The following is a 26,100-nucleotide window of genomic DNA, read 5'->3' as shown; positions in this document are numbered from 1 at the left end:
GGCGAGAGGGACCGCCGCCGGCCGCTCAGTCCCGGCGGTGCTCGCGGTAGTAGCGGATCAGGCCCGCGGTGGAGGCGTCCTCGGCGGCGATGGCCTCCTCGTCGCCGGCGACTGCGCCGGCCAGGCCCTTGGCCAGCTGCTTGCCGAGCTCCACGCCCCACTGGTCGAAGGAGTTGATGCCCCACACCACGCCCTGGACGAAGGTGATGTGCTCGTACAGCGCGATCAGCTGACCCAGCACCGAGGGGGTCAGGGCCGGGGCCATGATCGAGGTGGTGGGCCGGTCCCCGGAGAACTCGCGGGCCGCGACCAGCGGGCCCTCGGTGCCCTCGGCGCGCACCTCCTCGGCGGTCTTGCCGAAGGCGAGCGCCTTGGTCTGGGCGAAGAAGTTCGCGAGGAACAGCTCGTGGACGTCCTGCTCGCCGTCGGCGAGGGCGTGGTTCGGGCTCGCGAAGGCGATGAAGTCCGCCGGGACGATGCGCGTGCCCTGGTGGATCAGCTGGTAGAAGGCGTGCTGGCCGTTCGTGCCGGGCTCGCCCCAGAACACCTCGCCGGTCTCGGTGGTGGCCAGCGAGCCGTCCCAGCGCACGGACTTCCCGTTGGACTCCATGGTGAGCTGCTGGAGGTAGGCGGGGAAGCGGTGCAGGTACTGCGAGTAGGGCAGCACCGCGTGGGTCTCCGCCTCGAGGAAGTTCACGTTCCACACGTTCAGCAGCCCCATCAGCAGCGGCACGTTCTGCGCGGCCGGCGCGGCGGCGAAGTGCTCGTCCATCGCGTGGAACCCGGCCAGCAGCTCCTCGAAGACCTCGGGGCCCAGCACCGTCGCGAGCACCGTCCCGATCGCGGAGTCGACGCTGTAGCGGCCGCCCACCCAGTTCCAGAACCCGAAGGCGTTGCGCGGATCGATGCCGAAGGCCTCGACCTCGTCCAGGGCGGTGGAGACGGCGACGAAGTGCTTGGCGACGGCCTCCTCCTCCTGCTCCGCGGTCAGGCCCGCCTGCTCCCGCAGCCCCGTCAGCAGCCACTGGCGCACCAGGCGCGCGTTGGTCAGCGTCTCGAGGGTCGTGAAGGTCTTGGAGGCGACGATGACCAGGGTGGTCTCGGGGTCGAGGTCCCTCGTCGTCTCGTAGGCGTCGGTCGGGTCGATGTTGGACAGGAAGCGGGCGCTCAGGCCGTCTTGCGCCAGAGGCTTGAGCGCCTCGTAGACCATCACCGGCCCCAGGTCGCTGCCCCCGATCCCGATGTTCACCACGGTCTCGATGCGCTTGCCGGTCACGCCCGTCCACTCGCCCGAGCGGACCGAGCGGGCGAAGTCGTAGACCCGCTGCAGGGTCTCCTGGACGTCCGCGTCGATCTGCTGCCCGTCGACCTCGAGGGCGGGGGAGGCGCCGGAGGGTCGGCGCAGGGCCGTGTGGAGGACGGCTCGGTCCTCGGTGGTGTTGACGTGGGCGCCGGCGAACATCGCGTCGCGGCGCGCCTCGACCCCCACCTCCTGCGCGAGCTGCAGCAGCAGCTCGCGGGTCCGGGGCGTGACGAGGTTCTTGGAGAGGTCGACGCGGAGGTCCGCGGCGTCGTGCGTGAAGGTCTCGGCGCGGCGGGGATCGGCATCGAACCACTCGCGCAGGGAGCCGGTGAGCTCGATGTTGTGCGCCTCGAGCTCGCCCCAGGCGGCGGTGGCGGTGGGGTCGACGGGTGCGGCGGACGGCGAGGTGGCAGGGTTCATGTGTCCATTGAACACCGCATCGGCCTGCGACGCGCCCGGTCGCCGGGTCCCGGGCCCCGAGGTCACCATCCGGTCACGACGGGCCCGCGCCGGCTGCCGAGGGCGTCGAAGGTCTCATCCGGGCCTCTGTGGCGCGGGCCTCTCGGCGGATAGACTCGCCAGGGCCCTGGAGCGGGCCGTGTCCCCGGGGCGCGGCCGGGCGCTGCTCGGTCCCTCGCCCTCTCGCGCAACCTGAAACGAGCACCTGCGTATGACTCTCCGCCGCCGCACCGACCTGCGAAACGTCGCCATCGTCGCCCACGTCGACCACGGCAAGACCACCCTCGTCGACGCCATGCTCACCCAGGGCGGCGCCTTCGGCGAGCGGGACAAGCACGACGAGCGGGCGATGGACTCCGGGGAGCTCGAGCGCGAGAAGGGCATCACGATCCTCGCGAAGAACACCGCGATCCGGTACGTCGGCCCCTCGGCGGCCGCGGCCGGCGAGCCCGGCGGCATCACCATCAACGTCATCGACACCCCCGGCCACGCCGACTTCGGCGGCGAGGTCGAGCGCGGGCTCTCGATGGTCGACGGTGTGGTGCTGCTGGTGGACGCCTCCGAGGGTCCGCTGCCCCAGACCCGCTTCGTGCTGCGCAAGGCGCTCGCCGCGAAGCTGCCCGTGATCCTCGTGGTCAACAAGGTCGATCGCCCCGACGCGCGCATCGAGGAGGTCGTCGGCGAGTCGACCGACCTGCTGCTGGGTCTGGCCTCGGACCTCTCCGAGGAGGTCGACGACATCGACCTCGACGCCGTGCTCGACGTCCCGGTGGTCTACGCCTCCGGCAAGGCCGGCCGCGCCTCCGTGACCCAGCCCCTGGACGGCGAGCTGCCCGACGACGAGACCGTCGAGCCGCTGTTCAAGACCATCCTCGAGTCGATCCCCGCCCCGGAGTACGACGACGAGATGCCGCTGCAGGCCCATGTCACGAACCTCGACGCCTCCCCGTTCCTCGGCCGCCTCGCGCTGCTGAGGGTCAAGAACGGCGAGCTCAGCAAGGGTCAGCAGGTCGCCTGGTGCACCCAGGACGGCACCACCAAGCAGGTGAAGATCACCGAGCTGCTGGAGACCAAGGGGCTCGCCCGGGAGCCGATGACCCGCGCGGCGCTGCCCGGCGACATCGTCGCCGTCGCCGGCATCCCGGAGATCATGATCGGCGAGACCCTCGCCGACCTCGCCGACCCCCGCCCGCTGCCGCTGATCACGATCGACGATCCCGCGATCTCGATGACCATCGGCATCAACACCTCCCCGCTGGCCGGCAAGAACGGCAAGGGCCATAAGCTCACCGCCCGCCAGGTCAAGGACCGCCTGGACGCCGAGCTGGTGGGCAACGTGTCCCTGAAGGTGCTGCCCACCGAGCGCCCCGACGCCTGGGAGGTCCAGGGCCGCGGCGAGCTGGCCCTGTCGATCCTCGTCGAGCAGATGCGCCGCGAGGGCTTCGAGCTGACCGTCGGCAAGCCGAAGGTGCTCACCCGCGAGATCGACGGCAAGGTGCACGAGCCCGTCGAGCGCATGACCATCGACGTCCCCGAGGAGTACCTGGGCACCATCACGCAGCTGATGGCCTCCCGCAAGGGGCGCATGGAGACCATGAGCAACCACGGCTCCGGCTGGGTGCGCATGGAGTTCGTGGTGCCCTCGCGCGGGCTGATCGGCTTCCGCACCCGCTTCCTCACCGAGACCCGCGGCAACGGCATCGCCTCCTCCTATGCCGACGGGCACGAGCCGTGGATGGGGGAGATCGAGTTCCGCGCCAGCGGGTCGCTGGTCGCCGACCGGGCCGGGACCGTGACCCCGTTCGCGATGATCAACCTGCAGGAGCGCGGCACCTTCTTCGTCGAGCCGACCTCCGAGGTCTACGCCGGCCAGGTGGTGGGCGAGAACTCGCGCAACGAGGACATGGACGTCAACATCACGAAGGAGAAGAAGCTGACGAACATGCGCGCCGCGTCGGCCGACTCCTTCGAGAACCTCGTGCCGCCGCGCCGCCTGACCCTCGAGGAGTCCCTCGAGTTCACCAACGAGGACGAGTGCGTCGAGGTCACCCCCGAGATCGTGCGGATCCGCAAGGTGATCCTCGATGCCAACGAGCGGCGCCGCGCCCACTCGAAGGCCAAGTCCGGGAAGTGACCTCGTGACCAGCGCGCCGCCGTCGTCGCCGCCGGCCGCCGCGGTCCCTCTCGGGACCCGGCTGACCCAGGTGGCGATGGCGGTCGTGCTCACGCTGATCTCCGCGCCGCTGATGCTCACCACGCATCGCCTCCGGATCGAGGTGCTCGGCCTCGACCTGCCCGCCGGGCTCCTGTTCGGTGCCCTGTTCCAGGTGCTCGTGTGCGTCTTCCTGTACGCGGCGACGGGCTCGCGGCTCCCGCTGGTGGTGCTCGGCGCGCTCTGGGGCCTGGTGGCCTCGCCCTTCCTGGGGCGCGGGGCGGGCGGCGGCGTGATGCTGCCCGCCGTCATCGACGAGCAGGTGCAGTACGCCGGATGGATCGTGCAGGTCCTCGGGGTGGGGATCCCCTTCCTCGTCGCCGCGGCGATCACCGTGGCGCGCCGGCTCCGCGCCCGGAATCGCTGACCCCGTGGGCTACATCCCGGCCGCGCGCGAGGGCCGTCCCGACTGGGCGACGGTCCCGAACCTCGTCACCGTGGTCCGCCTGCTGCTCCTGGTGCCGCTGTGCCTGCTGCTGAACGCGGGACCGGGCACGCTCGCGGTGGTGCTGCTGCTGGTCTGGGCTGGCACCGACTGGGTCGACGGCCTGCTGGCCCGCGTGCTGGACCAGACCAGCCGCACCGGGGCGATCCTCGATCCGATCGCGGACCGGCTGGGCCTGGTGGGCATCGTGCTGACCCTGGCCGTGATGGACCTGATCCCCTGGACGGCGCTGGCGATCATCGTGGTCGTGGATCTGGCGACCGTGGTGCTGGTCTCCGGCTCGGCCCTGGGCGGGAGGGTCCCGGTCACCCGCCTGGGCAAGGTCCGCACCTTCGCGCTGATGGGATCGGTGTTCCTGCTCGTCGCGCTCGCGGCCTGGGCGCCGGCGTGGGTCCCGGTCGGGCAGGCGCTCCTGTGGGCCGCGGTCGCTCTGCACGTCGTCTCCGGGGCGGACTACGTCCTCAGCGCGCGGCGGGCCCGCTCCGCCGCACCGGCGGAGGAGGGACCTCCTTCGCGGCGATGACCAGGGCGCGCGGCACCCGCACCTGGCCGCGCCGCGTCATCATCAGCACGGCGGCCTCGTCCGCCTCGAGGATCGTCCCCAGCGCGTCCGTCATGGACTCTCCGTGCGGGGAGGACTCCCGGTCGATCGCATAGCGCAGGACCACGCGGCGTCCGCCCTCGAGGAAGGGCGCCCAGCCGGCGCGGACCCGATGGCCCTCGTGCCTCGTCATCGGTCGAGGCTATCCCCGCCCGCGCCCCTCCCGCGAGGGTGACCGCGGCGCGGCGTGCCTGTGCATCGCATCACCTCCTGGTCACGAGGGTGTCCGGAGCGGTCCGACCCCGATCCGGGATGAGAGGATGGAGGGCGATCCCGACGGAAGGTTGCCGCTCATGACGTACGTCATCGCTCTGCCCTGCGTCGACGTGAAGGACCGCGCCTGCGTCGACGAATGCCCCGTGGACTGCATCTACGAGGGCAACCGGTCGCTGTACATCCAGCCGGACGAGTGCGTGGACTGCGGCGCCTGCGAGCCGGTGTGCCCGGTCGAGGCGATCTTCTACGAGGACGACACCCCGGACCAGTGGGCGGACTACTACAAGGCCAACGTCGAGTTCTTCGACGACCTCGGCGCCCCGGGCGGCGCCGCGAAGATGGGCGTGATCGAGAAGGACCACCCGCTCATCGCCGCCCTGCCCCCGCAGCCCAACCCCCTGGACTGAGCCGTGGCCGCCCTCGCTCCCTCCGCCGGCGGCTCTGCGGCCCGTCAGGGTCTCGCCGCCCGCCTGCCCGCCTTCCCCTGGGACGCCCTGGCCGCCGCGAAGCAGCGTGCCGCCGCGCACCCCGAGGGGCTCGTGGACCTCTCCGTGGGCACGCCCGTCGACCCGACGCCGCCCTCGGTCCGCACCGCTCTCGTCGAGGCCGCCGACAGCGCCGGGTACCCGACCACCGTCGGCACCCCGGCGCTGCGCGAGGCGCTGGTCGCCTTCGTCCGCCGCTATCGCGGCGCCCCCGCCGAGCTGGGGGTGGACGGCGTGCTGCCGACCGTCGGCTCCAAGGAGCTCGTCGCCCATCTGCCCTTCCAGCTGGGCATCGGCCCGGGGGAGACGGTCGCCTTCCCGCACATCGCCTACCCCACCTATGACATGGGAGCCCGCTTCGTGGGCGCCGAGCCGCTCGCCGTGGACATGGCGGCGCTCGCGGCCGAGGGCGATGCCGCGCTCGGCGGAGCCGCGGCCGCGGGGCGGATCCGGCTGCTCTGGCTGAACTCCCCCTCCAACCCCACCGGCGAGGTGCTGGACGTCGACCAGCTCGCCGCCATCGTGCGCTGGGCGCGCGAGCGCGGGATCGTCGTCGCCTCCGACGAGTGCTACGCCCTGCTGCCCTGGACCGTCGACGAGTCCCCCTCGATCCTGGACCCCCGGGTGAACGGCGGCTCCCTCGACGGGGTGCTGTGCGTGTACTCGCTGTCGAAGCAGTCGAACCTCGCCGGATACCGCGCGGCCTTCGTCGCCGGCGATCCGGGGCTCGTGGGCGAGCTGCTCGCCGTGCGCAAGCAGGCCGGGATGATGCTCCCGGGGCCGATCCAGGCGGCGATGACCGCGGCCCTCGGCGACGAGGAGGCCCCGGCCGCGCAGCGTGAGATCTATCGCGCCCGGCGGGCCGTGCTGGAGCCCGCCCTGCGGGCCGCCGGCGGTGAGATCCACGGCTCCCAGGCCGGGCTGTACCTCTGGACCACCTTCGGCGAGGAGGCGATGGAGACCGTCGACCACCTCGCCGGCCGTGGTGTCCTGGTCGCCCCGGGGATGTTCTATGGTGAAGGGGGCGCACGGTTCGTCCGTGTCGCCCTCACCGCGAGCGACGAGCGGATCGCCGCCGCCGCCCGGCGCCTCGAGCGCCCCTGACCTCCGACGCCTCGCGCGTCACGACCCGCGGTGCTCGGCGCCGCCACCGATCCGACAACGCACAACGGAGAGCCCATGGATCCCGCGACCACCTCAGCTCAGCTCACCCTGGGGGAGCAGTCCCTCGACCTCCCGATCGTCCGGGCCGCGGAGGGCAACTCCGGCATCGCCGTGGGGCCGCTGCGCACGGAGACCGGACAGGTCACCTACGACCCCGGCTTCATGAACACCGCGAACACGAAGTCCGCGATCACCTATATCGACGGTGACGAGGGCATCCTCCGCTACCGCGGGTACCCGATCGAGCAGCTGGCCGAGAAGTCCTCCTTCCTCGAGGTCTCCTACCTGCTGATCAACGGCGAGCTGCCCACCAAGGGCCAGCTCGAGAGCTTCGAGGCCCAGGTGGAGCGGCGCACGCTGCTCGACGAGCGCTTCAAGCGCATGTTCGACGGCTACCCCCGCGACGCACATCCGATGGCCGTGCTGCAGTCCGGCGTCTCGGGCCTGTCGACCTTCTACCAGGACTCCCTGGACCCCTTCGACGAGGAGCAGACCCGGCTCTCCACCGTGCGCCTGCTCGCGAAGGTGCCCACGATGGCCGCCTACGCGCACCGCATCGCCCAGGGCCATGCGCTGCTGTACCCGGACAACCGCCTCTCGCTCATCGAGAACTTCCTGCGCCTGACCTTCGGGTTCCCGGTCGAGGAGTACATCGCGGACCCGGTCGTGGTGCGCGCGCTCGAGCAGCTGCTGATCCTGCACGCCGATCACGAGCAGAACTGCTCGACCTCCGCCGTGCGCCTCGTGGGCTCCGCGCAGGCGAACCTCTTCACCTCGATCTCCGCGGGCATCGGCGCGCTCTCCGGCCCCGCCCACGGCGGCGCGAACGCCGCCGTCATGGAGATGCTCAACGCCATCCGCGACGACGGCCTGGACCCGCACCAGTTCATGGAGAAGGTGAAGCGCAAGGAGGACGGCATCCGCCTCATGGGCTTCGGCCACCGGGTCTACAAGAACTACGACCCCCGCGCGACCTTCGTCAAGAAGATCGCCGATGACCTCCTCGAGCGCCTCGGCGTCCACGACGAGCGCCTCGAGCTCGCGATGAAGCTCGAGGAGATCGCGCTGAAGGACGACTACTTCGTCGAGCGCAAGCTCTACCCGAACGTCGACTTCTACACCGGCATCATCTACAAGGCGATCGGCTTCCCGACGCACATGTTCACCGTGCTCTTCGCGATCGGGCGTCTGCCCGGATGGATCGCGCAGTGGCAGGAGATGGTCCACGACCCGGAGACCAAGATCGGCCGCCCGCGCCAGATCTACACGGGTCAGACCGAGCGCCAGTACGTGCCCATGGAGGACCGCACCGGCACCACCGAGCTGCGCCTCGAGCAGCTCGCCTCCGAGCTGGAGGAGGAGCGCCGCGCGCACCAGGAGCAGCTCGCCAAGGAGCGCCGCCTGGACCACTGAGGGCGAGGAACGGCGCGGGCTCCCGACCGGGATCGGGAGCCCGCGCCGTCGTCTGCTCAGCGGGCGAGGGTGATCCGGTGCGAGGCGCCGCGACTGCCTCCGGTCGCGATCCGAAGGGTCACCGGGTCCAGCGAGAGGGTCGTGACCGCGTCGTCCGAGGACTCCACGGCGGCGGCGGACAGGCCCGGCAGGGTCACCGTCACCTCCGAGACGCTGCGACTGGGTTCGCTCACGGACAGGTCCAGGGAGCGGGGCCGCTCCACGAGCGCCACGCTCGCGGGCCCGTCCGTCCGCAGCCAGGGGATGCTCGCCGCGGTGAAGGCGTTCCCCAGGCGAAGGGTCCCCGGGCGCAGGCGCACGCTGACGGACTGGACATCCCGCTCGTTGGCCACCACCTGCACGCCGCTGCCCTCCGCCGCCTGCTCCGCCATGCGCCGGGTGGTCCGCACCGAGGCGGTGGGGGCGAGGGCGACGGCGTAGGAGGAGTTGGAGGGGGCGGTGCCGTGCAGCACGGCGACCTCCCCGTAGGTCACGGCGTGCACCTCGGAATCACCGCCCGTGTCGGAGCCCTGGTTGATGTCCTCCCAGGCGCCGTGACGCACACGGCGCCGGACCCGCACCCGCTGCGGGGCGAGCATGACGTACCCGCCCACGCCCTCCAGGTGCACCCACGAGGGGTCCTCGAGCACGGTCCCGTCCTCGTCGGTCCCGGCTGCGACCGTCTCCCCGTCGGCGCGCAGGACGGGGGTGCCGTGGCGCAGGGCACGGTTCTCGACGCTGGTCTCGACCTCGGCCGCGGTCGTGGACGTGATCCCGGCGCCCAGGGTGACCACCATGTCCTCGAGCAGGAACCAGGACAGGCGCCCGGTGAGGGCCCCGTCGTGATCGACATGGTCCATGCTCCAGGCCCCGTAGGAGTCCAGCACGCTCGTGCCGCCGGCCCAGTCGGCGCTCGCCCGCGGGATGCCGGTGCCGTCCGCCAGCCCGCTCTCGCGCGGGGACATCTCCACGGTGGTGCCCGGCAGGCGGTACGGATCGACGGTGGGCCAGTAGTGGAGGTCCGTCTGCTGGGGATCGGAGGCGAGCTGGAGGAAGCTCGCCCCGTCGCCCTGGTACCAGCCGGTCGCGTTCTCGCGATTGCCCCACTCGTAGCGGCCGATCCGGGAGGACGAGGTCGAGACGGTGAACGCCCAGTCCTCCCGACGGTGCACGAAGCGCTCCTGGTCGGCGAAGACGGCCAGCCCCGGCTCGTCGTGGAGCAGATCGGCCCCGGTGTTCTCCGCGGCGATGAAGCGGGAGATCTCCGCGACGCTCGCGACCTCTGCGATGTCCAGGGGCATCGTCGTGATCCAGCCGATCGCCCTGCCCAGCAGCTGCTCGCGCAGCGCGCCGGTGGCGCCCTGGGCGAGCAGGAGGGCCGAATGTGCGGCGCTGAGGGCGTTCCGCGAGCCGCTGTCGGACTGGCGCGAGACGGCGCGCCCGCGCACCGTGTCCATCATGACGCCCTGCCAGACGAAGGGGGCGACGCTGCGTTCGATGGCGTCGTGGATGACGCTCTGCGCAGGGTCGGTGACCTCCCAGGGCGATCCGGCCAGCAGGGGGAGCACCCGGGAGATGCCGGAGAGGGCCACGGTGCCGTAGGTGCCGACGTAGGGCAGCCGCCCGTGCTGGATGAACGAGCCGTCCTCGTAGAAGCCGTCGCCGGAGGTGACGTAGCCGAACACGCTCCGGCTCCCGCCTCCGTCGACGTCGCTCAGGGCGTCCCGCGCCAGGGCGACGTCGGCGGGATCGAGGCGCAGGATGCCCCGCAGCGCGCAGCGCAGCGACTTGTCCACCCGGTTCGCCCCGGTCTCGCGGAGGCTCGTCCCCCGGCCGCGGAAGTTCGGGTCCGGCGCGAAGTGGGCGATGGCGTCCATGAGGTCGAGCAGGAGCTCCTCGGGCAGGACGTCGTGGAGCAGGACGCCGAGGTCCGTCAGGTGGTTCGGCACGCCGATCTCCCAGAACCACCAGTTGCCGGCGGGGGCGCGCCCGGGGTGATACCCGTCCTCGCTCACCACCTGCAGCGCGCGAGCGAGGTCGGTGCCCGTCCGGGGGTCCGCGTGCCGGCGGCATCCCGGGGTCGCCCAGGCTAGGGCGATCGTGCGGAGCCGGCTGAGGGCCATCGAGACGTTCGCGGCGTCGCTGCCGAAGGGGATGTCCTCCCAGAGCGGCGCCGTGGGGGAGAAGCCCTCCAGGGCGGCCTCGGCCGCCTCGTCCTGGCGCTGCAGCGCGGCGGTCACCCGGCCGTCCTCGGTAGGCACCTCACCGCCGGTGAGGAGATCGCGCCAGCGCGTCCTCAGCTCCTCCAGGGACTCGAGCTCCGCGGCATCCGAGGACGAGTCCGCGGCCTCCTCGGTCCCGGGGGCGGCGCGGGCCACCGCTTCCAGGGGTGCGGTGAGGGCGAGGGCCGACAGCGCGCCGCCGGCGAGCACGCTGCGGCGGCGCAGGGCGTCGGAGCCGGTCGTCGTGGGGGTCGGAGCGGACGCGAGATGGTCGCGGTGCATGGGGCGGTGTCCTCCTGCGTGATGCGCGGAGCGCTCATGACATCGGCGTCCTAAACGTTTAACCGCGCGGTGCTGCAGGGATCACATCACCGGTGAGCTGGTGTGCGCAAGAGGGTCGGGGTGATCCGTGGCGTCGTCCAGGACCGGGCAGCGTGCGCTCAGCCCCCGACGAGCACCACGACGCGACCGGGGGAGCGGTCCTCCACCGACGCCCACGCCCCGTCCTCGGCCGAGCGCGCACGATCCCAGGCGCGTCCCGCGTAGGAGACCTGCACGATGCCGTCCTCGGCCGCGCGGGCGACGGCCCAGTTGGCGACCGCCCAGCCCAGGGCGTCGTCCTCGCCCACCGAGATGACCAGGGCGGTGGCTCCGGCGTCCTCGGGGACCTCGGCCGCCGCGGAGGAGGCGGCATCGAGCGCGGAGGAGAGGCGCCCCGACTCGGAGGCGCGCGGGAACTGCCGCACCAGCTCGGCGCGGACCTCCTCGGGGGAGCGGGTGGCGCCGACGGCGTCGAGGGTGCACACCAGGTTCGCCCCGGACTGCCCCGTCAGCGCCGAGGCGTAGAGACGGCCCTCGGTCTCGTGGTCGCGGTACGCCTCCGGATGGCCGGAGCGCTGCACCGCCTGGGCGACGTCGTTGATGTCCCCCGTGGCATAGTCGTCGATCTGCACCAGCGCGTCGTAGAAGCGATTGGTGGAGTAGATCGGATCCATGATCTGCTCCTCGCTGCCCCAGCCCTGGGACGGCCGCTGCTGGAACAGCCCCAGCGAATCGCGGTCGCCGTAGTCGATGTTGCGCAGCTGCGACTCCTGGTAGGCCGTGGCCAGGGCGATCGAGGCCGCCCGCGGCGGCATGCCGCGATCCACGGCGGTCGCACTGATCAGCGCGGCATTGGCCGTCCGCTCCGTGGAGTAGCGGTGGCTGGTGCCGAGGCCGGTGGCGACGCAGGTCCCGGTATGGGCGGGAGAGCCGTAGCGCTGCAGCGCCACGTAGGAGCCCCCGGCGATGCCCACGAGCAGCAGCACCAGCACCAGGGGGATGACGAGGTGGCGCGCGGCGCCGCCCCGGGCCGCTCGGCGCGCCACCTCGTCCCCCGTCCCGGCGTCAGTTCGCGTGGAGGGCGGCGTTGAGCTCGACGGTCTGGCCCGCCCGGGCCACCGCCTGCACCGCGCCGGTCAGCGAGTTGCGGCGGAACAGCAGGTTCGGGACTCCGGAGAGCTCGCGGGCCTTGACCACGTGCGCCTCGGCTCCCTGCTCGCCGACCAGCTCGACCTTGGTGCCGGCGGTGAGGTACAGGCCCGCCTCGACCACGCAGTCGTCGCCCAGCGCGATGCCGATGCCGGCCTCGGCGCCCACCAGCGAGCGCCGGCCGATGCGGACCCGCTCGGTCCCGCCGCCGGAGAGCGTGCCCATGGTGGAGGCGCCGCCGCCGACGTCGGAGCCGTCGCCCACGACCACGCCCTGCGAGATGCGGCCCTCGACCATCGAGGTGCCCAGGGTCCCGGCGTTGAAGTTCACGAAGCCCTCGTGCATGACGGTGGTGCCCTCCGCGAGGTGGGCGCCCAGGCGCACCCGGTCCGCGTCGCCGATGCGGACCCCGGCGGGCAGCACGTAGTCGACCATGCGGGGGAACTTGTCGACGCTGAGCACGGTGGGCGTGCGGCCGGCGGCGATCAGGCGCAGCCGGGTCTCCTCGAAGCCGGGCACCGCGCAGGGCCCCTCGGAGGTCCAGACCACGTTGGTGAGCTGGCCGAACAGTCCGTCGAGGTTCTGGACGTTGGGCTCGAGGAGCCGGTGGGAGAGCAGGTGGAGGCGCAGGTAGGCGTCGGCGGCATCGGCCGGGGCGGCGTCCAGGGAGATGCTGCGCACCACGACCTCCTGGGTGGTGCCGCGCACCTCGTCGGCACGGGCGGCGGAGGCCAGCTGGGCGTGCAGCGGGTGCTGCTCCGGCGCGTCCGGCGCGGTGCCGAGCTGCGGGGCCGGGTACCAGGCATCGAGGGTCGTGCCGTCGGCCGCGAGGGTGGCCAGGGCGATGCCCCAGGCGTGGGTGGCGGGGGAGGGCGTCGAAGTCGAGGTCGTCATGGGGAGAAGTCTACGGAGCCCGGCTCCGAGGAGTCGTCGACGTCCGTCCTCCCGTGCGCGGGGTCACCTGACCCGTCGCGCGCGACGGCGGGGTCGCCGATCGCAGTCCACAGAACGCGATAATCGCGGGCCGTCCCGCCCGAGTCCGGGTCGCCGGCGAGATTGGTGCCGTCCTCCGCGCGATTCAGCCGATTGAACTCGGCGAGGATGCTCTGGACTCGGGCGTCGAGCTCCTCGGCCTGGTCTGGTGAGAGGCGCAGGGTGCCGGCGTAGATGTCGCCAAGCCCTCGCGCCGGAGCGGCGCCATCGGCGGTGCGACGGGCCAGCTCGGTACTCCATCCGGCACGCATCCAGTCGATCAGGGCGAGGGAGGCGGCACCGCTCGCAGCGAGATATTCCCCGGTCCTCGACGTCGCGGAGGCACGGCGTTCGGTCGTCTCGGCGAGGAAGGAGATCTGCGCCATCCTCCACACCCGGTCGCGCCGATCTCGCGCGGCATCCGGAGCCTCCTCGATGACGTCCCCCCGCGCGAGGATCCTGAGGTGGTAGCTCACGGAGTTCGCAGGCAGGTCGAGATCTGCGGCGATGTCGGCGGCGCGCGCTGTGCCCCTGCGCATCACGCGTTCCATGATCTCCAGGCGCAGGGGATGGGCGAGGGCCCGCAGCTGCTCACGAGTGGCGTGTTGAGGCGCGGGCTCGGTCCCGTTGCTGTCGTCGTCCCGGGTTCCGCTGCTCATCGCTCCACTGTACGAAGGGCTCCACCATGTGCACCACTCGGTGCGCTCAATCCAGTGCGCAACAGTAGTTGTGCAACAAGTGCTGCGGGATTACTGTTCGGGTCATGACGACGACAGGGTCCGGCGGGGCTGCCGACGATCCGCCGCCCACCGCCCCGGCGACGCTGCGGAGCACCCCCGACTACGCCCGCTGGCTCCTCGGGGACATCAGCCTCGATCTCGGCACCTCCATCGGGACCTTCGCCTTCCCGCTGGTGACCTTCATGGTCACCGACTCCCTCGGCGCGACGGGGCTGGTGGGCCTGGTCCAGGGGCTCGGCGCACTGGTGGGGCTGGTCCCGGGCGGGCTGCTCGCCGATCGCGTCGAGCGTCGACGCCTGCGCCTGCTCGCCGGGCTCACCGGGATGCTGGCCCAGGCGGTGCTGGTGGCCGTGTTGCTGAGCGGTGTGGCGAGCGCCGTGGTCCTGGGTTCCCTCGCCTTCGCCGACCGCCTGCGCGGCACGCTCCTGGGCAGTGCGTCAGACGCGATGCTCAAGCAGATCGTCCCGCCCAGGCTGCTGCCGCGGGCGGTGGCGGTCAACGAGGGGCGCGGGGCTGCGGTGGAGATGGCCGGCGGCCCCCTCGGCGGGGCTCTGCTGGGGATCTCCGTGCTCTTCCCGCCGCTCGCGTAACTGCTGGGTCATCTCGGCTCGGTTCTGGCCACGCTGTCCCTGCGTGGAAGGTACCAGCCCCGAGCGCAGGATGCGGGGCCCACCCGGGTCCGGGACGACCTGCGCGAGGCGTTCGCCTGGACGCTCTCCCAGCGGGTCCGGCTCCAGATCATGGGCGTGGCGATCCTGGTCAATCTCGGCATGAACGGCCTCACGCTGGCCGTGATGCTGCACCTGGCCGACGGCGGCGTGCCCACGTCCCGCATCGGCGCGCTCAACACGGTCCTGGCTGCCTCGATCCTGCTCGGGGCGATCCTCGCTCCACGCCTGGTGGACCGCGTCCCCACGGGCGTTCTCACGATCGCCCCAATCGTGCTCGTCGCCGTGGTCGGGGCTCTTCTGCCCTTCGCCCCGGGGCTGTTCTCGATCGGTGCCGCCTACGTCCTCATGGGGATCGGCCTGGCGCCGCTGAACGCGGCGGTACAGGGGTTCTTCATGCACATCACCCCGGTGGCGATGCAGGGGCGGATCGGCTCCCTCATGGGACTGGTCTCGATGGGGCTGATGCCACTGGCGCCGGCGGTGGCCGGTTGGGGGCTCGAGCTCACCGGCCCATTCCCGACGATGCTCCTCCTCGCCGCGATCACGGCGGCGGGAGCGGTCGTCGCACTCGCCGGACCGGATTTGCGCCGGGTGCCCGTCGCCGGGCAGTGGGAGCGCTTCGCGCGGGAGGAGGGACTCGCCGCAGAGTGAGGCCGCGGCCCGGCGCTACGGCGCCGACGCTCCGAACCACTCCACGGCGCGGGAACGGCGCGCCGCCCGCAGCTGCCGGCGGCCGCGCAGATAGCCCGTGGTCACCGCGACGATCAGGGCGAGGGCGCCTCCGCCCAGCAGCCACGGTGCCGCGGCCGCCCACCCCTGCTCGTCGCCGAGCATCAGGGTGATCAGCAGGATCGCCGCCCCGGCGACGATCCCGAGGACTCCCGCGGCCACCAGCACCGCCGGGCCCAGGGCGGCGGCGACGGCGGGGCCGGCGGACTCGCCCTGCAGGGGGCGACGCAGCGGCAGGCCGCGCCCCAGCTGCCCCGGACGGGAGACTGCCCAGTCCAGCAGGCGGCGGTCGCGCCGATGGGTCGCGACCGCCCCGACCACCGCCGCCAGCAGACCGGCGAGGGCCATTACCGCCGCATAGGGCACGGCGGCCCGGGCCAGGCTGCTCGCCGCACCGCCGTCGAGGACATCGGTCAGCACGAACAGCGCGAAGCTCCCCACCGCCATGGCGAGCAGCGTGCCCTCGAGGATGCGCAGCGGGAGCTGGCGTGCGGCGCGCTCGGCCTCGGCCGCGGACTCGAGCTCGTCGGCCACCGGGTCGGCGCCCTCCTCGAGCACCACGCGCCGCTCGTCGGCCAGGCGCTCGGCGAACTCCTCGGTGTCGGGGCCCGCCCGCAGGGAGGTCGCGTACCGCGCGCGCTGCCCCGCGGTGAGCCAGGCCGTCAGCACCAGCGCATCGGCCGAGGCGCGCTCCTCGGGCAGCAGATCCGCCGTGACGATCGCGCGGATCCGCGCGGCCTGCCGACCACCGCTCAGACCCCCGGGACCGGTGGGCGACCCGTGGGGGAGATGTCTCGGCGGCGGGGCGGGAGTCGACATGCCCACATGGTGGCAGACGGCTCGGGCCCGAGGGGTGGACTCTGGACGGCTCGGGCCATACTGGGGCGATGACCGCCGCCACCGATCCCGTCCGCACCGTGGTCGTCGTCGGCGCGGGCCCTCGGGGCACCGCGATCGTCGAGCGGCTCGTCGCCGCCTCGCAGGATGCGACCTGGCACGGCCCGCTCACGGTGCACCTCGTCGACCCCCTGGTGGGCCGCGGCGGTGCCGTGTGGCGCCACGACCAGCCGTCGACGCTGCTGATGAACACCGCCACCTGCCAGACCACGATGTACCCCGACTCCTCCTGCCACGCCGTGCTGCCCGCGCGCCACGCGGGGACCCTCGCGGACTTCCTCGCCGGCGAGGGTCTCGCGCCCGCCGACGTCGCCTCCCGCGCCGCCCACGGCCGCTATCTCGCCCACGTCCTGGAGCGCGCCGAGGAGGAGGCGGACCCGGCGCGCCTGCGGATCGTCCAGCACGCCGCCGAGGCGGTGGACGTCACCGGGGAGCCCGATGGTCCCCAGCGGGTGCGGCTCTCCGACTCCCGCGTGCTGCGTGCCGATGCGGTGGCGCTCGCGCTGGGCCACCTGCCCACGGCTCCCGGGCCGCGCTCCCAGCAGCTGGCCGAGGCCGCCGTCCACCACGGCCTGGTCCACCTCGGACCCGCCAACCCCCTGGAGGTCGACTACACCGACCTGCTGGGGCGCGAGCGGATCGCCGTCCAGGGCATGGGGCTGAACTTCTACGACGCCATCGGCATGCTCACCACCCTCGCCGGGGGCCGGTTCGTCGAGGACTCCGTCGCGCCCTCCGGGCTGCGGTACCTGGCCGGCGGCTCCGAGCCCCATCTCGTGGTCGGCTCCCGCTCCGGGATGGTCTACCGGCCCAAGCCCGATCTGCGACCGGAGATGCCCTCGCCGTACACACCCCAGGTCCTCACCGGCGAGCGGGTGCTCGAGCTGGCCGTGCGCTCCGCGGGCGTGGACCACGAGCGGGACGTGCTGCCGCTGATGCTCGCCGAGCTGCGCCGCGCCCTGCGCGAGGCGGGCTTCGCGGAGCTCGCCACGGACGAGGCGCTGCTGCGCGAGCTGTTCCCCTTCGGGCGAGGCGGCGGCGAGCCGACCACGGCGCGCGCGGCCCACGAGCGCACCGTCGAGGTGCTCCGCCGCTCGCTGCACGCGGCGACCGCTCCCGATCCCGCCTGGCTGCTGGTCTACCGGGTCCTCATCGCCCTGCGCGTCCAGGTCAACCGGCTCACCGACCTCGGCGCCTACACCACCGAGTCCGTGCGCCGTGACATCGACGGGCAGTGGCGCAACGCCTTCGCCTCCTGGGCCTCGGGGCCGCCGGTGCCGCGGGCCCGTCAGGTCCTCGCCCTCGTGGAGGCCGGTCTGATGACGTTCACGGGTCCGCGGATGCGCATCGACATCGACGAGCAGGCCGGGCGCTATGCGGTGCGCGGCGCGGAGGGCCCCGCCCTCCTCTGCGACGGGGTGCTCGAGGCGCACCTGCCGGGGGTGGACCTCCCGGCCTACACCAGCCCGCTGATCGGGGCGTGGCGCGAGCGCGGGGAGGTGCAGAAGGACCAGTGGGCCTCCCGCGGCACCCGCCGGCACATGCTCACCGGCTCGATCGCCGTGGACGGCCTCTACGCGCCGATCGGGACCGACGGCCGGGTCTTCGAGCGCCGCCTGATGGTGGGCGTCCCGGTGAGCACGGCCCAGCCCGGATCCGCGATCAGCGCCGAGCCCGGCACCTCCCCCCAGCTGCTGCGCCATGCCGAGGCGGTCGCCCTGCGCCTGGCCCGGGCCGGGGGAGCGCTGGGCGCGGAGGACCGGTGACCGGGGACCCTGCGGCGGAACGACCAGGAACGACCATCGCCGTGCCCGTGGCACCATGGCCCCATGCCTGAGATGACCCCTCGCCTCGACCCGTTCTCCGACATCGTCGACCTCACCGCCGCGATCGTCGACATCGAGTCGGTCTCCGGGAACGAGCGGGTGCTCGCCGATGCCGTCGAGGACGCGCTGCGCACCCATGCCCGCCATCTCGAGGTGATCCGCGACGGCGACACCGTCATCGCCCGCACCCATCGCGGCCTCGCGCAGCGCGTCCTCCTGGCAGGCCACCTCGACACCGTGCCGGTCGCGGACAACCTCCCCTCCTCCCGCCGGGTCCGGGACGGACGCGAGGAGCTGGTGGGGCGGGGCACCTGTGACATGAAGGGCGGGGTGGCGGTGCTGCTCAAGCTCGCGGTCGAGGCCGACGCCGCCGGGGTGGACCTCACCTGGATCTTCTACGACCACGAGGAGGTCGCCGCCGCGGACAACTCCCTGACCCGGATCGCCGCCGAGCACCCCGAGTACCTCGCCGCGGACTTCGCGATCCTCGGGGAGCCCACCTCCGCAGCGGTCGAGGGCGGCTGCAAGGGCACGATGAAGCTCGAGGTCAGCGCCCGCGGCATCGCCGCGCACTCCGCGCGCGACTGGGTGGGCGACAACGCGATCCACCACCTGGCCCCCGTGCTCGAGCGACTCTCCGCCTACCGTGCCCGTCGGGCCGTCATCGACGGCCTCGAGTACCGGGAGTGCCTCAACGCGGTCGCGATCTCGGGCGGCATCGCCGGCAACGTCATCCCGGACCGGGCGCGGGTGACCGTGAACTACCGCTTCGCCCCGGACACCTCCGTGGAGCAGGCCGAGGCGCACGTCCGGGAGGTCCTCGCGGGCCTGGACCTGGACATCGTGGTGACCGATGCCGCCGGCGGCGCGCTGCCCGGGCTGGAGGCCGAGGCCGCCCGCGGCTTCCTGGCCGCCCTCGGGGAGGACGTGCCGCTCGCAGCGAAGCAGGGCTGGACCGACGTGGCACGGTTCGCCGCGCTGGGAGTGCCCGCGGTGAACTTCGGCCCGGGCGACGCGCTGCTCGCCCATGCCGACGACGAGCACGTCCCGCTGGCGGACCTCGAGGCCGCACTCGAGGGCCTGCGCCGATTCCTCACCGCCTGAGAGCTACGCTCGATCCATGACGCCAGAGGAACGAGCACAGCACCGCCGGGGGCCCGTCACGCTGGGCGGCTCCCTGCGTCCCGCCCGCACCACCGATCAGCGCCTGCTGGAGGACGAGGCGGCCGGCAGCTGGACGCACTCGGACCCGTGGCGGGTCATGCGCATCCAGTCCGAGTTCGTCGAGGGCTTCGGCGCTCTCGCCGAGCTGGGCCCGGCGGTCTCGATCTTCGGCTCCGCCCGCCTGCCCGAGGACCATCCCGACTACGCCTGCGCCCGCGAGATCGCGCGCGGCATCGTCGAGATGGGCTACGCGGTGATCACCGGCGGGGGCCCCGGCATCATGGAGGCCGGTAACCGCGGTGCCCAGGAGGGCGGCGGCATCTCGGTGGGGCTGGGGATCGAGGTGCCGCACGAGCAGGGCATGAACGCCTATGTCGACCTCGGGGTCGACTTCCGCTACTTCTTCGCCCGCAAGACGATGTTCGTGAAGTACTCCAGCGGCTTCGTGGTGATGCCCGGCGGCTTCGGCACCTTCGACGAGCTGTTCGAGGCGCTGTGCCTGATGCAGACCCACAAGATCGCGATGTTCCCCGTGGTCCTGGTCGGCGGGGACTACTGGAGGGGGCTGCTGGACTGGCTCCGCTCCGCGGTCGTGGACCGCGGCATGATCAAGCCCTCCGACATCGACCTGCTGCGCGTGGTCGACACCGCCGAGGAGGCCCTCGCGGTGCTCCGCGAGGCGGCCCAGCGGCACGACGCCTCGGGCGCGGGAGCGACCGGCCGATGACCGCCGTCACCCCGATCGTGCTGCTCCTGCTGCTCGTCGCGGTGGTGGTCGGCGTGCTCATGGTGGGCGTCGCGAGGGGGCGGATCGGGGACGGGATCGGGCTCCCGGAGCGCCCGCGGCGGTCACGGCGTGCGATCAGGTCGCGGGACCTGAGATAATGGCCACCGTACGCGCGCTGTCCGAGGCCCCGTCCGGGGGAGCCCCTCAGGAGCAGCGACACCATCAAGGAGGCACGCCATGGCTGCAATGAAGCCGCGCACCGGGGACGGTCCGCTCGAGGTCGTGGAGGAGGGCCGCAGCATCATCATGCGGGTTCCGCTCGAGGGAGGCGGCCGCCTGGTCGTCGAGATCGCCGCATCCGAGGCGGTCGAGCTTCGTGACGCTCTCGAGGGCGTCGTCGAGTAGGCCTACGGCGTTCCGGCCCACAGCCCCGCACCCTCGTGGTGCGGGGCTGTGCTCGTGCCGGTCGGTGCCGGGGCCTCAGCGGCCGGGTCGCAGCACCGCGGCGAGGACGCCGTCGCCGCTGCCGGTCAGCACCGGCACCAGGTCCTCGGCCTCGGACACCGCCCGCAGCAGAGCGCGCACCGAACGGGTGGTCTCGTCCCGCGCGGCGGGATCGGCGACCCGGTCGTGGAAGAGCGCGTGGGGGATCACCAGCACCCCGCCCGGGCGCAGCAGACGGCGAGCATGCTCGAGCAGGTCCAGCACGTGCGCGGCATGGGCCGGGAAGCTGACCAGGTCGTAGGCGTGGTCGGTGAGCCGGCCGACGACGTCCCGCGGACGGCCGGCGATGGTGCGCACCCGCGGAGAGCGGATCGCGGCCTCCGCGAAGGCCTCCCGCGCCGCGCGCTGGTTCTCCACCTCGGGATCGATCGTGGTGAGCACCCCGTCGGGATGCATGCCGGAGAGCAGGTAGAGGGAGCCGACCCCGCTGCCCGTGCCGATCTCGACCGCGGAGCGCGCCTGGACGGCGGCCGCGAGCACGCGCATCAGGGACCCCGCGCCGGGCAGGACCGGAGTCGCCCCGAGCTCGTTGCCGCGCTCCCGGGCGCGGGCGAGGACGCCGTCGTCGGCGAAGAGCGTCGCCTCGTCGACGAACTCCTCCCCGTGGGCCCAGCTGGCCACCTTTCCCGACGACATCAGTGCATCCTCTCCTTCCGCCCGTATGATCGGGCCGATCCTACGACAGCTGCGGTCCGCGGGGCGTCTGAGAACCCGCGATCGCTCCGCGATGCAATAATGTCACCGCATCAGCGGATCTCGAGACCAACAGGTGGACAATGGGCGGCAGCGGCTTCTTCGGCTTCGGTGGCTGGGAGATCGTCGTCATCCTGATCGTCTTCCTGGTGGTCGTCGGCCCGCAGCGCCTCCCGGACGTCACCCGCCAGCTGATCACCTGGGTGCGCATGGCGCGCCGCTGGGTGGACGACTCCCGCTCGACCGTCGAGGACGAGATGGGCATCGCGATGGAGGATCTGAGGAAGTACGATCCGCGCCAGTACGACCCGCGCCGCATCATCCGCGAGGCCTGGGGCGATACCGACATCGAGGAGATCCTGCCCAGCAAGGAGGCGATGTCCGTCGCCGCCGGGGGCGCCGCGGCCGGTGCCGCCGCGAAGAAGGGCTCCTCGGGCGGGAAGAAGTCCTCGGCGAAGGACAAGGGCCCCCAGCGCGCCCCCTTCGACGACGAGGCCACCTGACCCCGGCCGCTCAGCTCCGGGACACGGACAGCGGCAGCTTCATCCCGCCCAGGCCGCGCGGGGTGTGCACGAGGGAGCGGGCGATCCCCCGCAGCGACGTCGCGGTGGGGCTCTCCGGCGCGGAGACCACCAGCGGCACGCCCTGATCGGCCCCCTCGCGCAGCGCAGGGTCCAGACCCACCCGGCCCAGCACGGGGACGTCGTGCCCCACGGACTCGGCGAGGGTGGCGGCGACCCGGTCCCCGCCGCCGGTGCCGAAGACGTCCATCACCGAGCCGTCCGGGAGCGTCAGCCCGGCCATGTTCTCGACCACCCCGGCGATCTCCTGCTCGGTGGAGCTCGCGAGCGAGCCCACCCGCTCGGCGACCGCGGCCGCCGACTGCTGCGGCGTGGTCACCACGACCATCTTCGCGCCCGGAAGCAGCTGGGCCACCGAGATCGCGACGTCCCCGGTGCCCGGGGGGAGGTCCAGCAGCAGCACGTCCAGATCGCCCCAGAAGACGTCGGAGGCGAACTGCTCGATCGCGCGGTGCATCTTCGGGCCGCGCCAGACCACGGCCTGCCCCTCGGGGACGAACATGCCGATGCTCATCACGGCGACACCGTGCGCCTCCGGCGGCATCAGCAGGTCGGAGACCTTGGTGGGCTGGTCGGTGATGCCGAACATGCCGGGCATCGAGAAGCCGTGGATGTCCGCGTCGATCACGCCCACGCGCAGGCCGTCGGCCGCCATCGCGGCGGCCAGGTTCGCCGTGACGGTGGACTTGCCGACCCCGCCCTTGCCGGAGGAGATCGCGTAGACGCGGGTCAGCGACCCGGCCTGGTTGAAGGGGATCTGACGGCGGCCCTGGCGCAGGCGCGCGGTGAGCTCACGGCGCTGCTCCTCGCTCATCGCGGAGGTCGAGACCTCGACGCGGCTGAGGCCCGGCACGGTCGCGGTGGCCTCCGCGGTCTCGCGCTCGATCCTGTCGCGCATCGGGCAGCCCTCGATGGTCACGAGGACCTGCACGCGCGCGGTGCCGTCGGCGTCGATCGAGACGTCGTCGACCATGCCCAGCTCGGTGATCGGACGGTGGATCTCGGGGTCCATCACCCCGGTCAGCGCCTCGTGGATCTGGGCGACGCGGTTGTCGCCGGTGGTGTCTGCGGTGCTGGTCACGGGGAGTCCTGCTCCTTCGATGGGGTGGGGTCGCCGGTGCGCTCACGGGCCGCGAGGGCGGCCTCGACCTCCTCACGGAGGATCCGGCGCAGCGTGTCGGCATCCGGGGCGGGTGGTGCGGCGGGGTGATCCTCGAGCTCCTCGAGCAGATCGCGGATCTCGCCGCGGACGAAGTCGCGGGTCGCGACGTCGCCCAGGGCCAGGCGCAGGGAGGCGATCTCCCGCGTGATGAAGTCGGTGGTGGCGTGATTGCGCTCGTTGGACTGGCGATCCTGCTCGGCCTGCACGCGGTCGCGGTCGTCCTGGCGGTTCTGCGCGAGCAGCAGCAGGGGCGCGGCGTAGGAGGCCTGCAGCGAGAGGATCAGCGTCAGCAGGGTGAAGTTCAGCGCCCGCGGATCGAACTGGGCGGACTCGGGGGCGAGCGAGTTCCAGGTCAGCCAGACGGCGCAGAACAGCGTCATGCCGACGAGGAACGCCGGGGTGCCCATCATCCGGGCGAAGCCCTCGGCGGCGCGGCCGAAGGCGTCACCGGCGAAGGGGTTGCGCAGCCGGGCCCTCCGGGGCGAGGGGTCGTCGAGCGGGGCGGGGACGTGCTCGGCCATCCTCAGTCCTCCCTCGCGTCCTCGCGGGCGGTGGCCCGGGCGATCTCCGAGAGATCGATCTGGCCCGTGGTGGGGGCCGGTTCGTCCTGCTCGCGCCAGTCCTCGGGCAGCACGTGGTCCAGCACGTCGTCGACGGTGATGGCGCCCAGCAGGCGGCCGTCGTCGTCGATGACGGGGATCGAGACGAGGTTGTAGGTCGCCATCTCGCGCGTCACCGCGGACAGGGGCGCGGTGGGACCGACGGCCACCCGGTCCTGGTCGAGCAGGTCGCCGACGGCACGGTCCGGGCGCTCGCGCAGCAGCTGCTGGAAGTGGACGATGCCCAGCAGCCTGCCCGTCGGGGTCTCCAGCGGCGAGCGGCACACGTGCACCGTGGAGGCGAGCGCGGCATGGACCACCTCGCGGCTGATCATCGCCAGGCAGTGCGCGACCGAGGTCTCGGGGGAGACGATCAGCGGCTCCGTGGTCATCATGCCGCCGGCGGCGTACTCGTCGTAGGCCATGAGGCGGCGGACGTCCTCCGCCTCCTCGGGCTCCATGAGGCTCAGCAGGTGCGTGGCGACCGCCTCCGGCAGCTCCTGGACCAGGTCCGCGGCGTCGTCGGGATCCATCTCGTCGAGCACGTCCGCGGCGCGGGTGGCGTCCAGCCCGGTCATCACCTCGACCCGGGTGTCCTCGGGCAGCTCCTCGAGGACGTCCGCGAGGCGCTCGTCGGACAGCTCGCCGGCCATCTCGATGCGACGCTTGGGCTCGAGCTCCTGGATCACCTCGGCGAGGTCGGCGGGGTTGAGGTCCTGGTAGGAGGCGGCCAGCAGATGGGCGGACTGCTCGGCCTGGGAGCCGTACAGCCCGCTGACCTCGCCGACCTCGACGGTGAGGGTCTCCCCGCGGCTGACCAGCCTGCTCAGCGAGCCGCCGCGCCGGTGCCGGCGCAGGTGCAGGCGGGAGACCTCCCAGTCGCGGTGCCGGTTCTGGTCCAGCGCGATGTCCAGCACCGTCGCCTCGCCGCGGCCGTCCAGGAAGGTCACCACGCGGTCCAGGAGATCGCCGATCACGAGCAGCTCGCCGGTGCGCTTCTCGAAGCGCCGCACGTTCAGCACCCCGGTGGAGATCACCTGGCCCGGGGAGATCGAGGTGACCCGGGTGGCGGGCAGGAACACGCGGCGCTTGCCGGCCACCTCCACGACGAAGCCCACCGCGCGGGCCCCGGCGCGGCTCTGCGGCACCACCACCACGTCGCGGACCGTCGCCACCGCGTCCCCGATCGGATCGAAGACGCTGGTGCCGGCGAGCCGCGCCGCGTAGAAGCGGGGCTGCGAGGTGCTGCTCACCGCCGCAGTCCCGCGATCCAGCGCTCGACCTCGGCGGCGGTGCGCGGCGCGGCGGCCGAGAGGTTCTCCACCCCGTCGGCCGTGACCAGCACGTCGTCCTCGATCCGCACCCCGATGCCGCGCAGCTCCTCGGGCACCAGCAGGTCGTTCTCCTTGAAGTAGAGGCCGGGCTCGATGGTGAAGACCATGCCGGGCTCGAGCTCCGCGTCCAGGTACATCTCACGCCGCGCCTGCGCGCAGTCGTGGACGTCCATCCCCAGGTGATGGCTGGTGCCGTGGGGCATCCAGCGCCGGTGCCACTGGCCCTCGGCGGAGAGCGACTGGGCGGCGGTGCCGGGCAGCAGGCCCCATTCCTCGAGCCGGTCGGCGAGGACCTCCATCGCCGCGGTGTGCAGCTCGCGGAAGCGCAGCCCGGGCCGGGCCACGGCGAAGGCGGCGTCGGCGGCCTCGAGGACGGCGTCGTAGACCTTCCGCTGGACGGGGGAGAAGGTGCCGGAGACCGGCAGGGTGCGGGTGACGTCCGCGGTGTAGAGCGAGTCGATCTCGACGCCCGCGTCGATGAGCACCAGCTCGTCCTCGCGGACGGCGCCGTCGTTGCGGGTCCAGTGCAGGGTGCAGGCGTGGTCCCCGGCGGCGGCGATGGTGTCGTAGCCGACGCCGTTGCCCGCGGCCCGTGCGGAGGCGGTGAAGGCGCCCTCGATGACCCGCTCGCCGCGCGGATGGCCGACGGCCGCGGGCAGCTGCGCGATGACGTCCTCGAAGCCGCGGATCGTGGCGTCCACCGCGGCGCGCATCTGCGTGATCTCGTAGTCGTCCTTGACCAGCCGCTGCTCGCTCGCGGCTTCCTTGAGGGCGGCGAACTCGGCGGTGGCCTCCTCGCCGTCGGGCAGTCCGTTCTGGCCGCGGATCTCCTGGACCATCGCCTCCACGCCGGCGTCCACGGCGGGCATGACGGACAGGGAGAGATGGGCGCCGACGTCCTTGGCGAGGTGGTCGCGCAGCTCGTCGATGTGGCGCACCTCGATGCCCAGGCGCCGGCCGGCCTCGGCGAGGGTGGGGCGACGCCCCACCCACATCTCGCCGTAGCGCGCATCGGCGTAGAACTCGCTGCTGTCGAAGCCGGCGCGGGGGCGGAAGAAGTAGGTGGCGCGCGAGAGCGTGGGGTCCTCGGCCGACGGCTCGACGACCAGCACGCTGTCCGGCTCCTCATCGGTGCCCAGGCCGGAGTAGTACGCGAAGGCGGTGTCCGGGCGGAAGGGGTAGTCGGTGTCGTTGGAGCGCACCTTCAGCACCCCGGCGGGCAGCACCAGACGGGTCCCCGGCAGGCGCCGCACCAGCGCATCGCGACGCTCGGGGGTGACCTCCGCGGCGGGCAGCGGATCCGCGACCGGGACGGTCTCGTCCCACCCGGAGGAGATGAACTCGCGGAACGCCTCGTTGCTGGGGCGCTGCGAGCGGGAGTCCCCGCGGGAGGCGAGGTCCTTCATCCGGTCGCTGCTGTCGGTGCTGGCGGTGTTCTCGGTGCTCACCCCACGATGTTCTCACGTCGCGGT

At 72.7% G+C, this 26,100-nt stretch carries 26 protein-coding genes; 14 read left to right on the top strand and 12 right to left on the bottom strand.

Annotated features, from left to right (window positions below):
• Positions 1–25: 25 nt before the first annotated feature.
• Positions 26–1,723 carry a glucose-6-phosphate isomerase gene (pgi, locus tag CXH06_RS14125; protein WP_114855841.1) on the bottom strand — a complete coding sequence of 566 codons (1,698 nt, stop codon included), beginning with the start codon at positions 1,721–1,723 and terminating at the stop codon, positions 26–28.
• A gap of 250 nt (positions 1,724–1,973) precedes the next feature.
• Here pgi and typA point away from each other — a divergent pair, with 250 nt between their 5' ends.
• Genes typA through CXH06_RS14110 form a run of 3 tightly spaced genes read left to right on the top strand, consistent with a single transcriptional unit; the run spans position 1,974 to position 4,942 of the window.
• The gene (gene typA, locus CXH06_RS14120; protein ID WP_114855840.1) at positions 1,974–3,896 is read left to right on the top strand and encodes a translational GTPase TypA; all 1,923 of its coding nucleotides are present in this window, start codon (positions 1,974–1,976) and stop codon (positions 3,894–3,896) included.
• Positions 3,897–3,900: 4 nt separating this feature from the next.
• Entirely contained in the window at positions 3,901–4,341 is a 441-nt protein-coding gene (locus CXH06_RS14115; RefSeq protein WP_232820367.1) for a hypothetical protein, read from the top strand.
• 4 nt (positions 4,342–4,345) lie between these two features.
• On the top strand, positions 4,346–4,942 hold the full coding sequence (locus tag CXH06_RS14110) for a CDP-alcohol phosphatidyltransferase family protein (protein WP_232820366.1): 597 nt from the start codon (positions 4,346–4,348) through the stop codon (positions 4,940–4,942).
• Here the strand turns inward: CXH06_RS14110 and CXH06_RS14105 are convergent.
• Positions 4,881–5,153, bottom strand: a complete 273-nt coding sequence (locus tag CXH06_RS14105; RefSeq protein ID WP_114855838.1) for an acetyltransferase — start codon at positions 5,151–5,153, stop codon at positions 4,881–4,883. The two genes, CXH06_RS14110 and CXH06_RS14105, sit on opposite strands and share 62 nt — an antisense overlap.
• A 160-nt stretch (positions 5,154–5,313) precedes the next feature.
• Between CXH06_RS14105 and fdxA the strand changes: the two genes are divergently transcribed.
• The 3 genes from fdxA to CXH06_RS14090 all read left to right on the top strand — a co-directional run bounded on the left by fdxA (position 5,314) and on the right by CXH06_RS14090 (position 8,298).
• A complete protein-coding gene (fdxA, locus tag CXH06_RS14100; protein ID WP_114855837.1) occupies positions 5,314–5,643 on the top strand; it encodes a ferredoxin in 330 nt (109 codons plus the stop codon).
• Between the two features lie 3 nt (positions 5,644–5,646).
• Positions 5,647–6,825 carry a succinyldiaminopimelate transaminase gene (gene dapC, locus CXH06_RS14095; protein ID WP_114855836.1) on the top strand — a complete coding sequence of 393 codons (1,179 nt, stop codon included), beginning with the start codon at positions 5,647–5,649 and terminating at the stop codon, positions 6,823–6,825.
• Positions 6,826–6,900: 75 nt separating this feature from the next.
• Complete coding sequence (locus tag CXH06_RS14090; protein ID WP_114855835.1) at positions 6,901–8,298, top strand: citrate synthase; 1,398 nt, start codon at positions 6,901–6,903, stop codon at positions 8,296–8,298.
• A gap of 56 nt (positions 8,299–8,354) precedes the next feature.
• On the opposite strand, the gene CXH06_RS14085 is transcribed toward CXH06_RS14090, so the two are convergent.
• From CXH06_RS14085 to CXH06_RS18465, 4 genes are all read right to left on the bottom strand, one after another.
• Complete coding sequence (locus CXH06_RS14085) at positions 8,355–10,841, bottom strand: polysaccharide lyase 8 family protein (RefSeq protein ID WP_114855834.1); 2,487 nt, start codon at positions 10,839–10,841, stop codon at positions 8,355–8,357.
• Between the two features lie 158 nt (positions 10,842–10,999).
• Complete coding sequence (locus tag CXH06_RS14080; protein ID WP_114855833.1) at positions 11,000–11,926, bottom strand: hypothetical protein; 927 nt, start codon at positions 11,924–11,926, stop codon at positions 11,000–11,002.
• Between the two features lie 19 nt (positions 11,927–11,945).
• On the bottom strand, positions 11,946–12,923 hold the full coding sequence (dapD, locus tag CXH06_RS14075) for a 2,3,4,5-tetrahydropyridine-2,6-dicarboxylate N-succinyltransferase (protein ID WP_114855832.1): 978 nt from the start codon (positions 12,921–12,923) through the stop codon (positions 11,946–11,948).
• Positions 12,920–13,660: a helix-turn-helix domain-containing protein gene (locus CXH06_RS18465; RefSeq protein ID WP_198684082.1), complete on the bottom strand. Its 741-nt coding sequence runs from the start codon at positions 13,658–13,660 to the stop codon at positions 12,920–12,922. The genes dapD and CXH06_RS18465 overlap by 4 nt, the downstream gene beginning before the upstream one ends.
• Positions 13,661–13,764: 104 nt before the next feature.
• On the opposite strand from CXH06_RS18465, the gene CXH06_RS14065 reads away from it, so the two are divergent.
• Both CXH06_RS14065 and CXH06_RS14060 read left to right on the top strand, forming a co-directional pair.
• Positions 13,765–14,331, top strand: coding sequence for an MFS transporter (locus tag CXH06_RS14065; RefSeq protein ID WP_114855831.1), 567 nt, complete (start codon positions 13,765–13,767; stop codon positions 14,329–14,331).
• A gap of 150 nt (positions 14,332–14,481) precedes the next feature.
• On the top strand, positions 14,482–15,063 hold the full coding sequence (locus tag CXH06_RS14060) for an MFS transporter (RefSeq protein ID WP_114855830.1): 582 nt from the start codon (positions 14,482–14,484) through the stop codon (positions 15,061–15,063).
• A gap of 15 nt (positions 15,064–15,078) precedes the next feature.
• Here the strand turns inward: CXH06_RS14060 and CXH06_RS14055 are convergent, their stop codons facing one another.
• Positions 15,079–15,960, bottom strand: a complete 882-nt coding sequence (locus CXH06_RS14055; RefSeq protein WP_114855829.1) for a hypothetical protein — start codon at positions 15,958–15,960, stop codon at positions 15,079–15,081.
• A 68-nt stretch (positions 15,961–16,028) separates the two neighbouring features.
• On the opposite strand from CXH06_RS14055, the gene CXH06_RS14050 reads away from it, so the two are divergent.
• The 5 genes from CXH06_RS14050 to CXH06_RS14030 all read left to right on the top strand — a co-directional run bounded on the left by CXH06_RS14050 (position 16,029) and on the right by CXH06_RS14030 (position 20,160).
• Positions 16,029–17,804 carry an FAD/NAD(P)-binding domain-containing protein gene (locus CXH06_RS14050; RefSeq protein ID WP_114855828.1) on the top strand — a complete coding sequence of 592 codons (1,776 nt, stop codon included), beginning with the start codon at positions 16,029–16,031 and terminating at the stop codon, positions 17,802–17,804.
• Positions 17,805–17,867: 63 nt separating this feature from the next.
• On the top strand, positions 17,868–18,968 hold the full coding sequence (dapE, locus tag CXH06_RS14045) for a succinyl-diaminopimelate desuccinylase (protein ID WP_114855827.1): 1,101 nt from the start codon (positions 17,868–17,870) through the stop codon (positions 18,966–18,968).
• A 16-nt stretch (positions 18,969–18,984) separates the two neighbouring features.
• A complete protein-coding gene (locus tag CXH06_RS14040) occupies positions 18,985–19,755 on the top strand; it encodes a TIGR00730 family Rossman fold protein (RefSeq protein WP_114855826.1) in 771 nt (256 codons plus the stop codon).
• Positions 19,752–19,913, top strand: a complete 162-nt coding sequence (locus tag CXH06_RS18460) for a hypothetical protein (protein ID WP_114855825.1) — start codon at positions 19,752–19,754, stop codon at positions 19,911–19,913. Before CXH06_RS14040 ends, CXH06_RS18460 begins: the two co-directional genes overlap by 4 nt.
• 79 nt (positions 19,914–19,992) lie before the next feature.
• Positions 19,993–20,160 (top strand): DUF3117 domain-containing protein, encoded by a 168-nt coding sequence (locus tag CXH06_RS14030; RefSeq protein WP_114855824.1) that lies wholly within the window; start codon positions 19,993–19,995, stop codon positions 20,158–20,160.
• Between the two features lie 75 nt (positions 20,161–20,235).
• Here the strand turns inward: CXH06_RS14030 and CXH06_RS14025 are convergent, their stop codons facing one another.
• Positions 20,236–20,895, bottom strand: coding sequence for an O-methyltransferase (locus tag CXH06_RS14025; RefSeq protein WP_114855823.1), 660 nt, complete (start codon positions 20,893–20,895; stop codon positions 20,236–20,238).
• A gap of 140 nt (positions 20,896–21,035) precedes the next feature.
• On the opposite strand from CXH06_RS14025, the gene CXH06_RS14020 reads away from it, so the two are divergent.
• Entirely contained in the window at positions 21,036–21,455 is a 420-nt protein-coding gene (locus CXH06_RS14020) for a twin-arginine translocase TatA/TatE family subunit (protein WP_114855822.1), read from the top strand.
• 10 nt (positions 21,456–21,465) lie between these two features.
• On the opposite strand, the gene CXH06_RS14015 is transcribed toward CXH06_RS14020, so the two are convergent.
• The 4 genes from CXH06_RS14015 to CXH06_RS14000 are packed head-to-tail and all read right to left on the bottom strand — an operon-like array spanning position 21,466 to position 26,076.
• Positions 21,466–22,614, bottom strand: coding sequence for an Mrp/NBP35 family ATP-binding protein (locus CXH06_RS14015; protein ID WP_114855821.1), 1,149 nt, complete (start codon positions 22,612–22,614; stop codon positions 21,466–21,468).
• Positions 22,611–23,216 carry a DUF1003 domain-containing protein gene (locus tag CXH06_RS14010; RefSeq protein WP_114855820.1) on the bottom strand — a complete coding sequence of 202 codons (606 nt, stop codon included), beginning with the start codon at positions 23,214–23,216 and terminating at the stop codon, positions 22,611–22,613. The genes CXH06_RS14015 and CXH06_RS14010 overlap by 4 nt, the downstream gene beginning before the upstream one ends.
• A gap of 2 nt (positions 23,217–23,218) precedes the next feature.
• Positions 23,219–24,547 (bottom strand): magnesium transporter MgtE N-terminal domain-containing protein, encoded by a 1,329-nt coding sequence (locus CXH06_RS14005; RefSeq protein ID WP_198684081.1) that lies wholly within the window; start codon positions 24,545–24,547, stop codon positions 23,219–23,221.
• Positions 24,544–26,076: an aminopeptidase P family protein gene (locus CXH06_RS14000; protein ID WP_369832995.1), complete on the bottom strand. Its 1,533-nt coding sequence runs from the start codon at positions 26,074–26,076 to the stop codon at positions 24,544–24,546. The genes CXH06_RS14005 and CXH06_RS14000 overlap by 4 nt, the downstream gene beginning before the upstream one ends.
• Positions 26,077–26,100 lie beyond the last annotated feature (24 nt).

The organism is Brachybacterium sp. YJGR34 (assembly GCF_003347015.1).
Classification (GTDB): Bacteria; Actinomycetota; Actinomycetes; order Actinomycetales; family Dermabacteraceae; genus Brachybacterium.
This window is presented reverse-complemented; position numbering and strand designations above follow the sequence as displayed.

What these genes read in the sequence shown, in the direction of transcription:
- CXH06_RS14085 (WP_114855834.1), bottom strand. Translation starts at nt 10,841, where the DNA reads ATGCACCGCGACCATCTCGCGTCCGCTCCGACCCCCACGACGACCGGC.
- CXH06_RS14055 (WP_114855829.1), bottom strand. Translation starts at nt 15,960, where the DNA reads ATGTCGACTCCCGCCCCGCCGCCGAGACATCTCCCCCACGGGTCGCCC.
- dapE (WP_114855827.1), top strand. Translation starts at nt 17,868, where the DNA reads ATGCCTGAGATGACCCCTCGCCTCGACCCGTTCTCCGACATCGTCGAC.
- CXH06_RS14020 (WP_114855822.1), top strand. Translation starts at nt 21,036, where the DNA reads ATGGGCGGCAGCGGCTTCTTCGGCTTCGGTGGCTGGGAGATCGTCGTC.
- fdxA (WP_114855837.1), top strand. Translation starts at nt 5,314, where the DNA reads ATGACGTACGTCATCGCTCTGCCCTGCGTCGACGTGAAGGACCGCGCC.
- typA (WP_114855840.1), top strand. Translation starts at nt 1,974, where the DNA reads ATGACTCTCCGCCGCCGCACCGACCTGCGAAACGTCGCCATCGTCGCC.
- CXH06_RS14010 (WP_114855820.1), bottom strand. Translation starts at nt 23,216, where the DNA reads ATGGCCGAGCACGTCCCCGCCCCGCTCGACGACCCCTCGCCCCGGAGG.
- CXH06_RS14090 (WP_114855835.1), top strand. Translation starts at nt 6,901, where the DNA reads ATGGATCCCGCGACCACCTCAGCTCAGCTCACCCTGGGGGAGCAGTCC.
- CXH06_RS14040 (WP_114855826.1), top strand. Translation starts at nt 18,985, where the DNA reads ATGACGCCAGAGGAACGAGCACAGCACCGCCGGGGGCCCGTCACGCTG.
- CXH06_RS14060 (WP_114855830.1), top strand. Translation starts at nt 14,482, where the DNA reads ATGGGCGTGGCGATCCTGGTCAATCTCGGCATGAACGGCCTCACGCTG.
- CXH06_RS14025 (WP_114855823.1), bottom strand. Translation starts at nt 20,895, where the DNA reads ATGTCGTCGGGAAAGGTGGCCAGCTGGGCCCACGGGGAGGAGTTCGTC.
- dapD (WP_114855832.1), bottom strand. Translation starts at nt 12,923, where the DNA reads ATGACGACCTCGACTTCGACGCCCTCCCCCGCCACCCACGCCTGGGGC.
- CXH06_RS14050 (WP_114855828.1), top strand. Translation starts at nt 16,029, where the DNA reads ATGACCGCCGCCACCGATCCCGTCCGCACCGTGGTCGTCGTCGGCGCG.
- CXH06_RS14105 (WP_114855838.1), bottom strand. Translation starts at nt 5,153, where the DNA reads ATGACGAGGCACGAGGGCCATCGGGTCCGCGCCGGCTGGGCGCCCTTC.
- CXH06_RS14030 (WP_114855824.1), top strand. Translation starts at nt 19,993, where the DNA reads ATGGCTGCAATGAAGCCGCGCACCGGGGACGGTCCGCTCGAGGTCGTG.
- CXH06_RS14065 (WP_114855831.1), top strand. Translation starts at nt 13,765, where the DNA reads ATGACGACGACAGGGTCCGGCGGGGCTGCCGACGATCCGCCGCCCACC.
- pgi (WP_114855841.1), bottom strand. Translation starts at nt 1,723, where the DNA reads ATGAACCCTGCCACCTCGCCGTCCGCCGCACCCGTCGACCCCACCGCC.
- CXH06_RS18465 (WP_198684082.1), bottom strand. Translation starts at nt 13,660, where the DNA reads ATGAGCAGCGGAACCCGGGACGACGACAGCAACGGGACCGAGCCCGCG.
- CXH06_RS18460 (WP_114855825.1), top strand. Translation starts at nt 19,752, where the DNA reads ATGACCGCCGTCACCCCGATCGTGCTGCTCCTGCTGCTCGTCGCGGTG.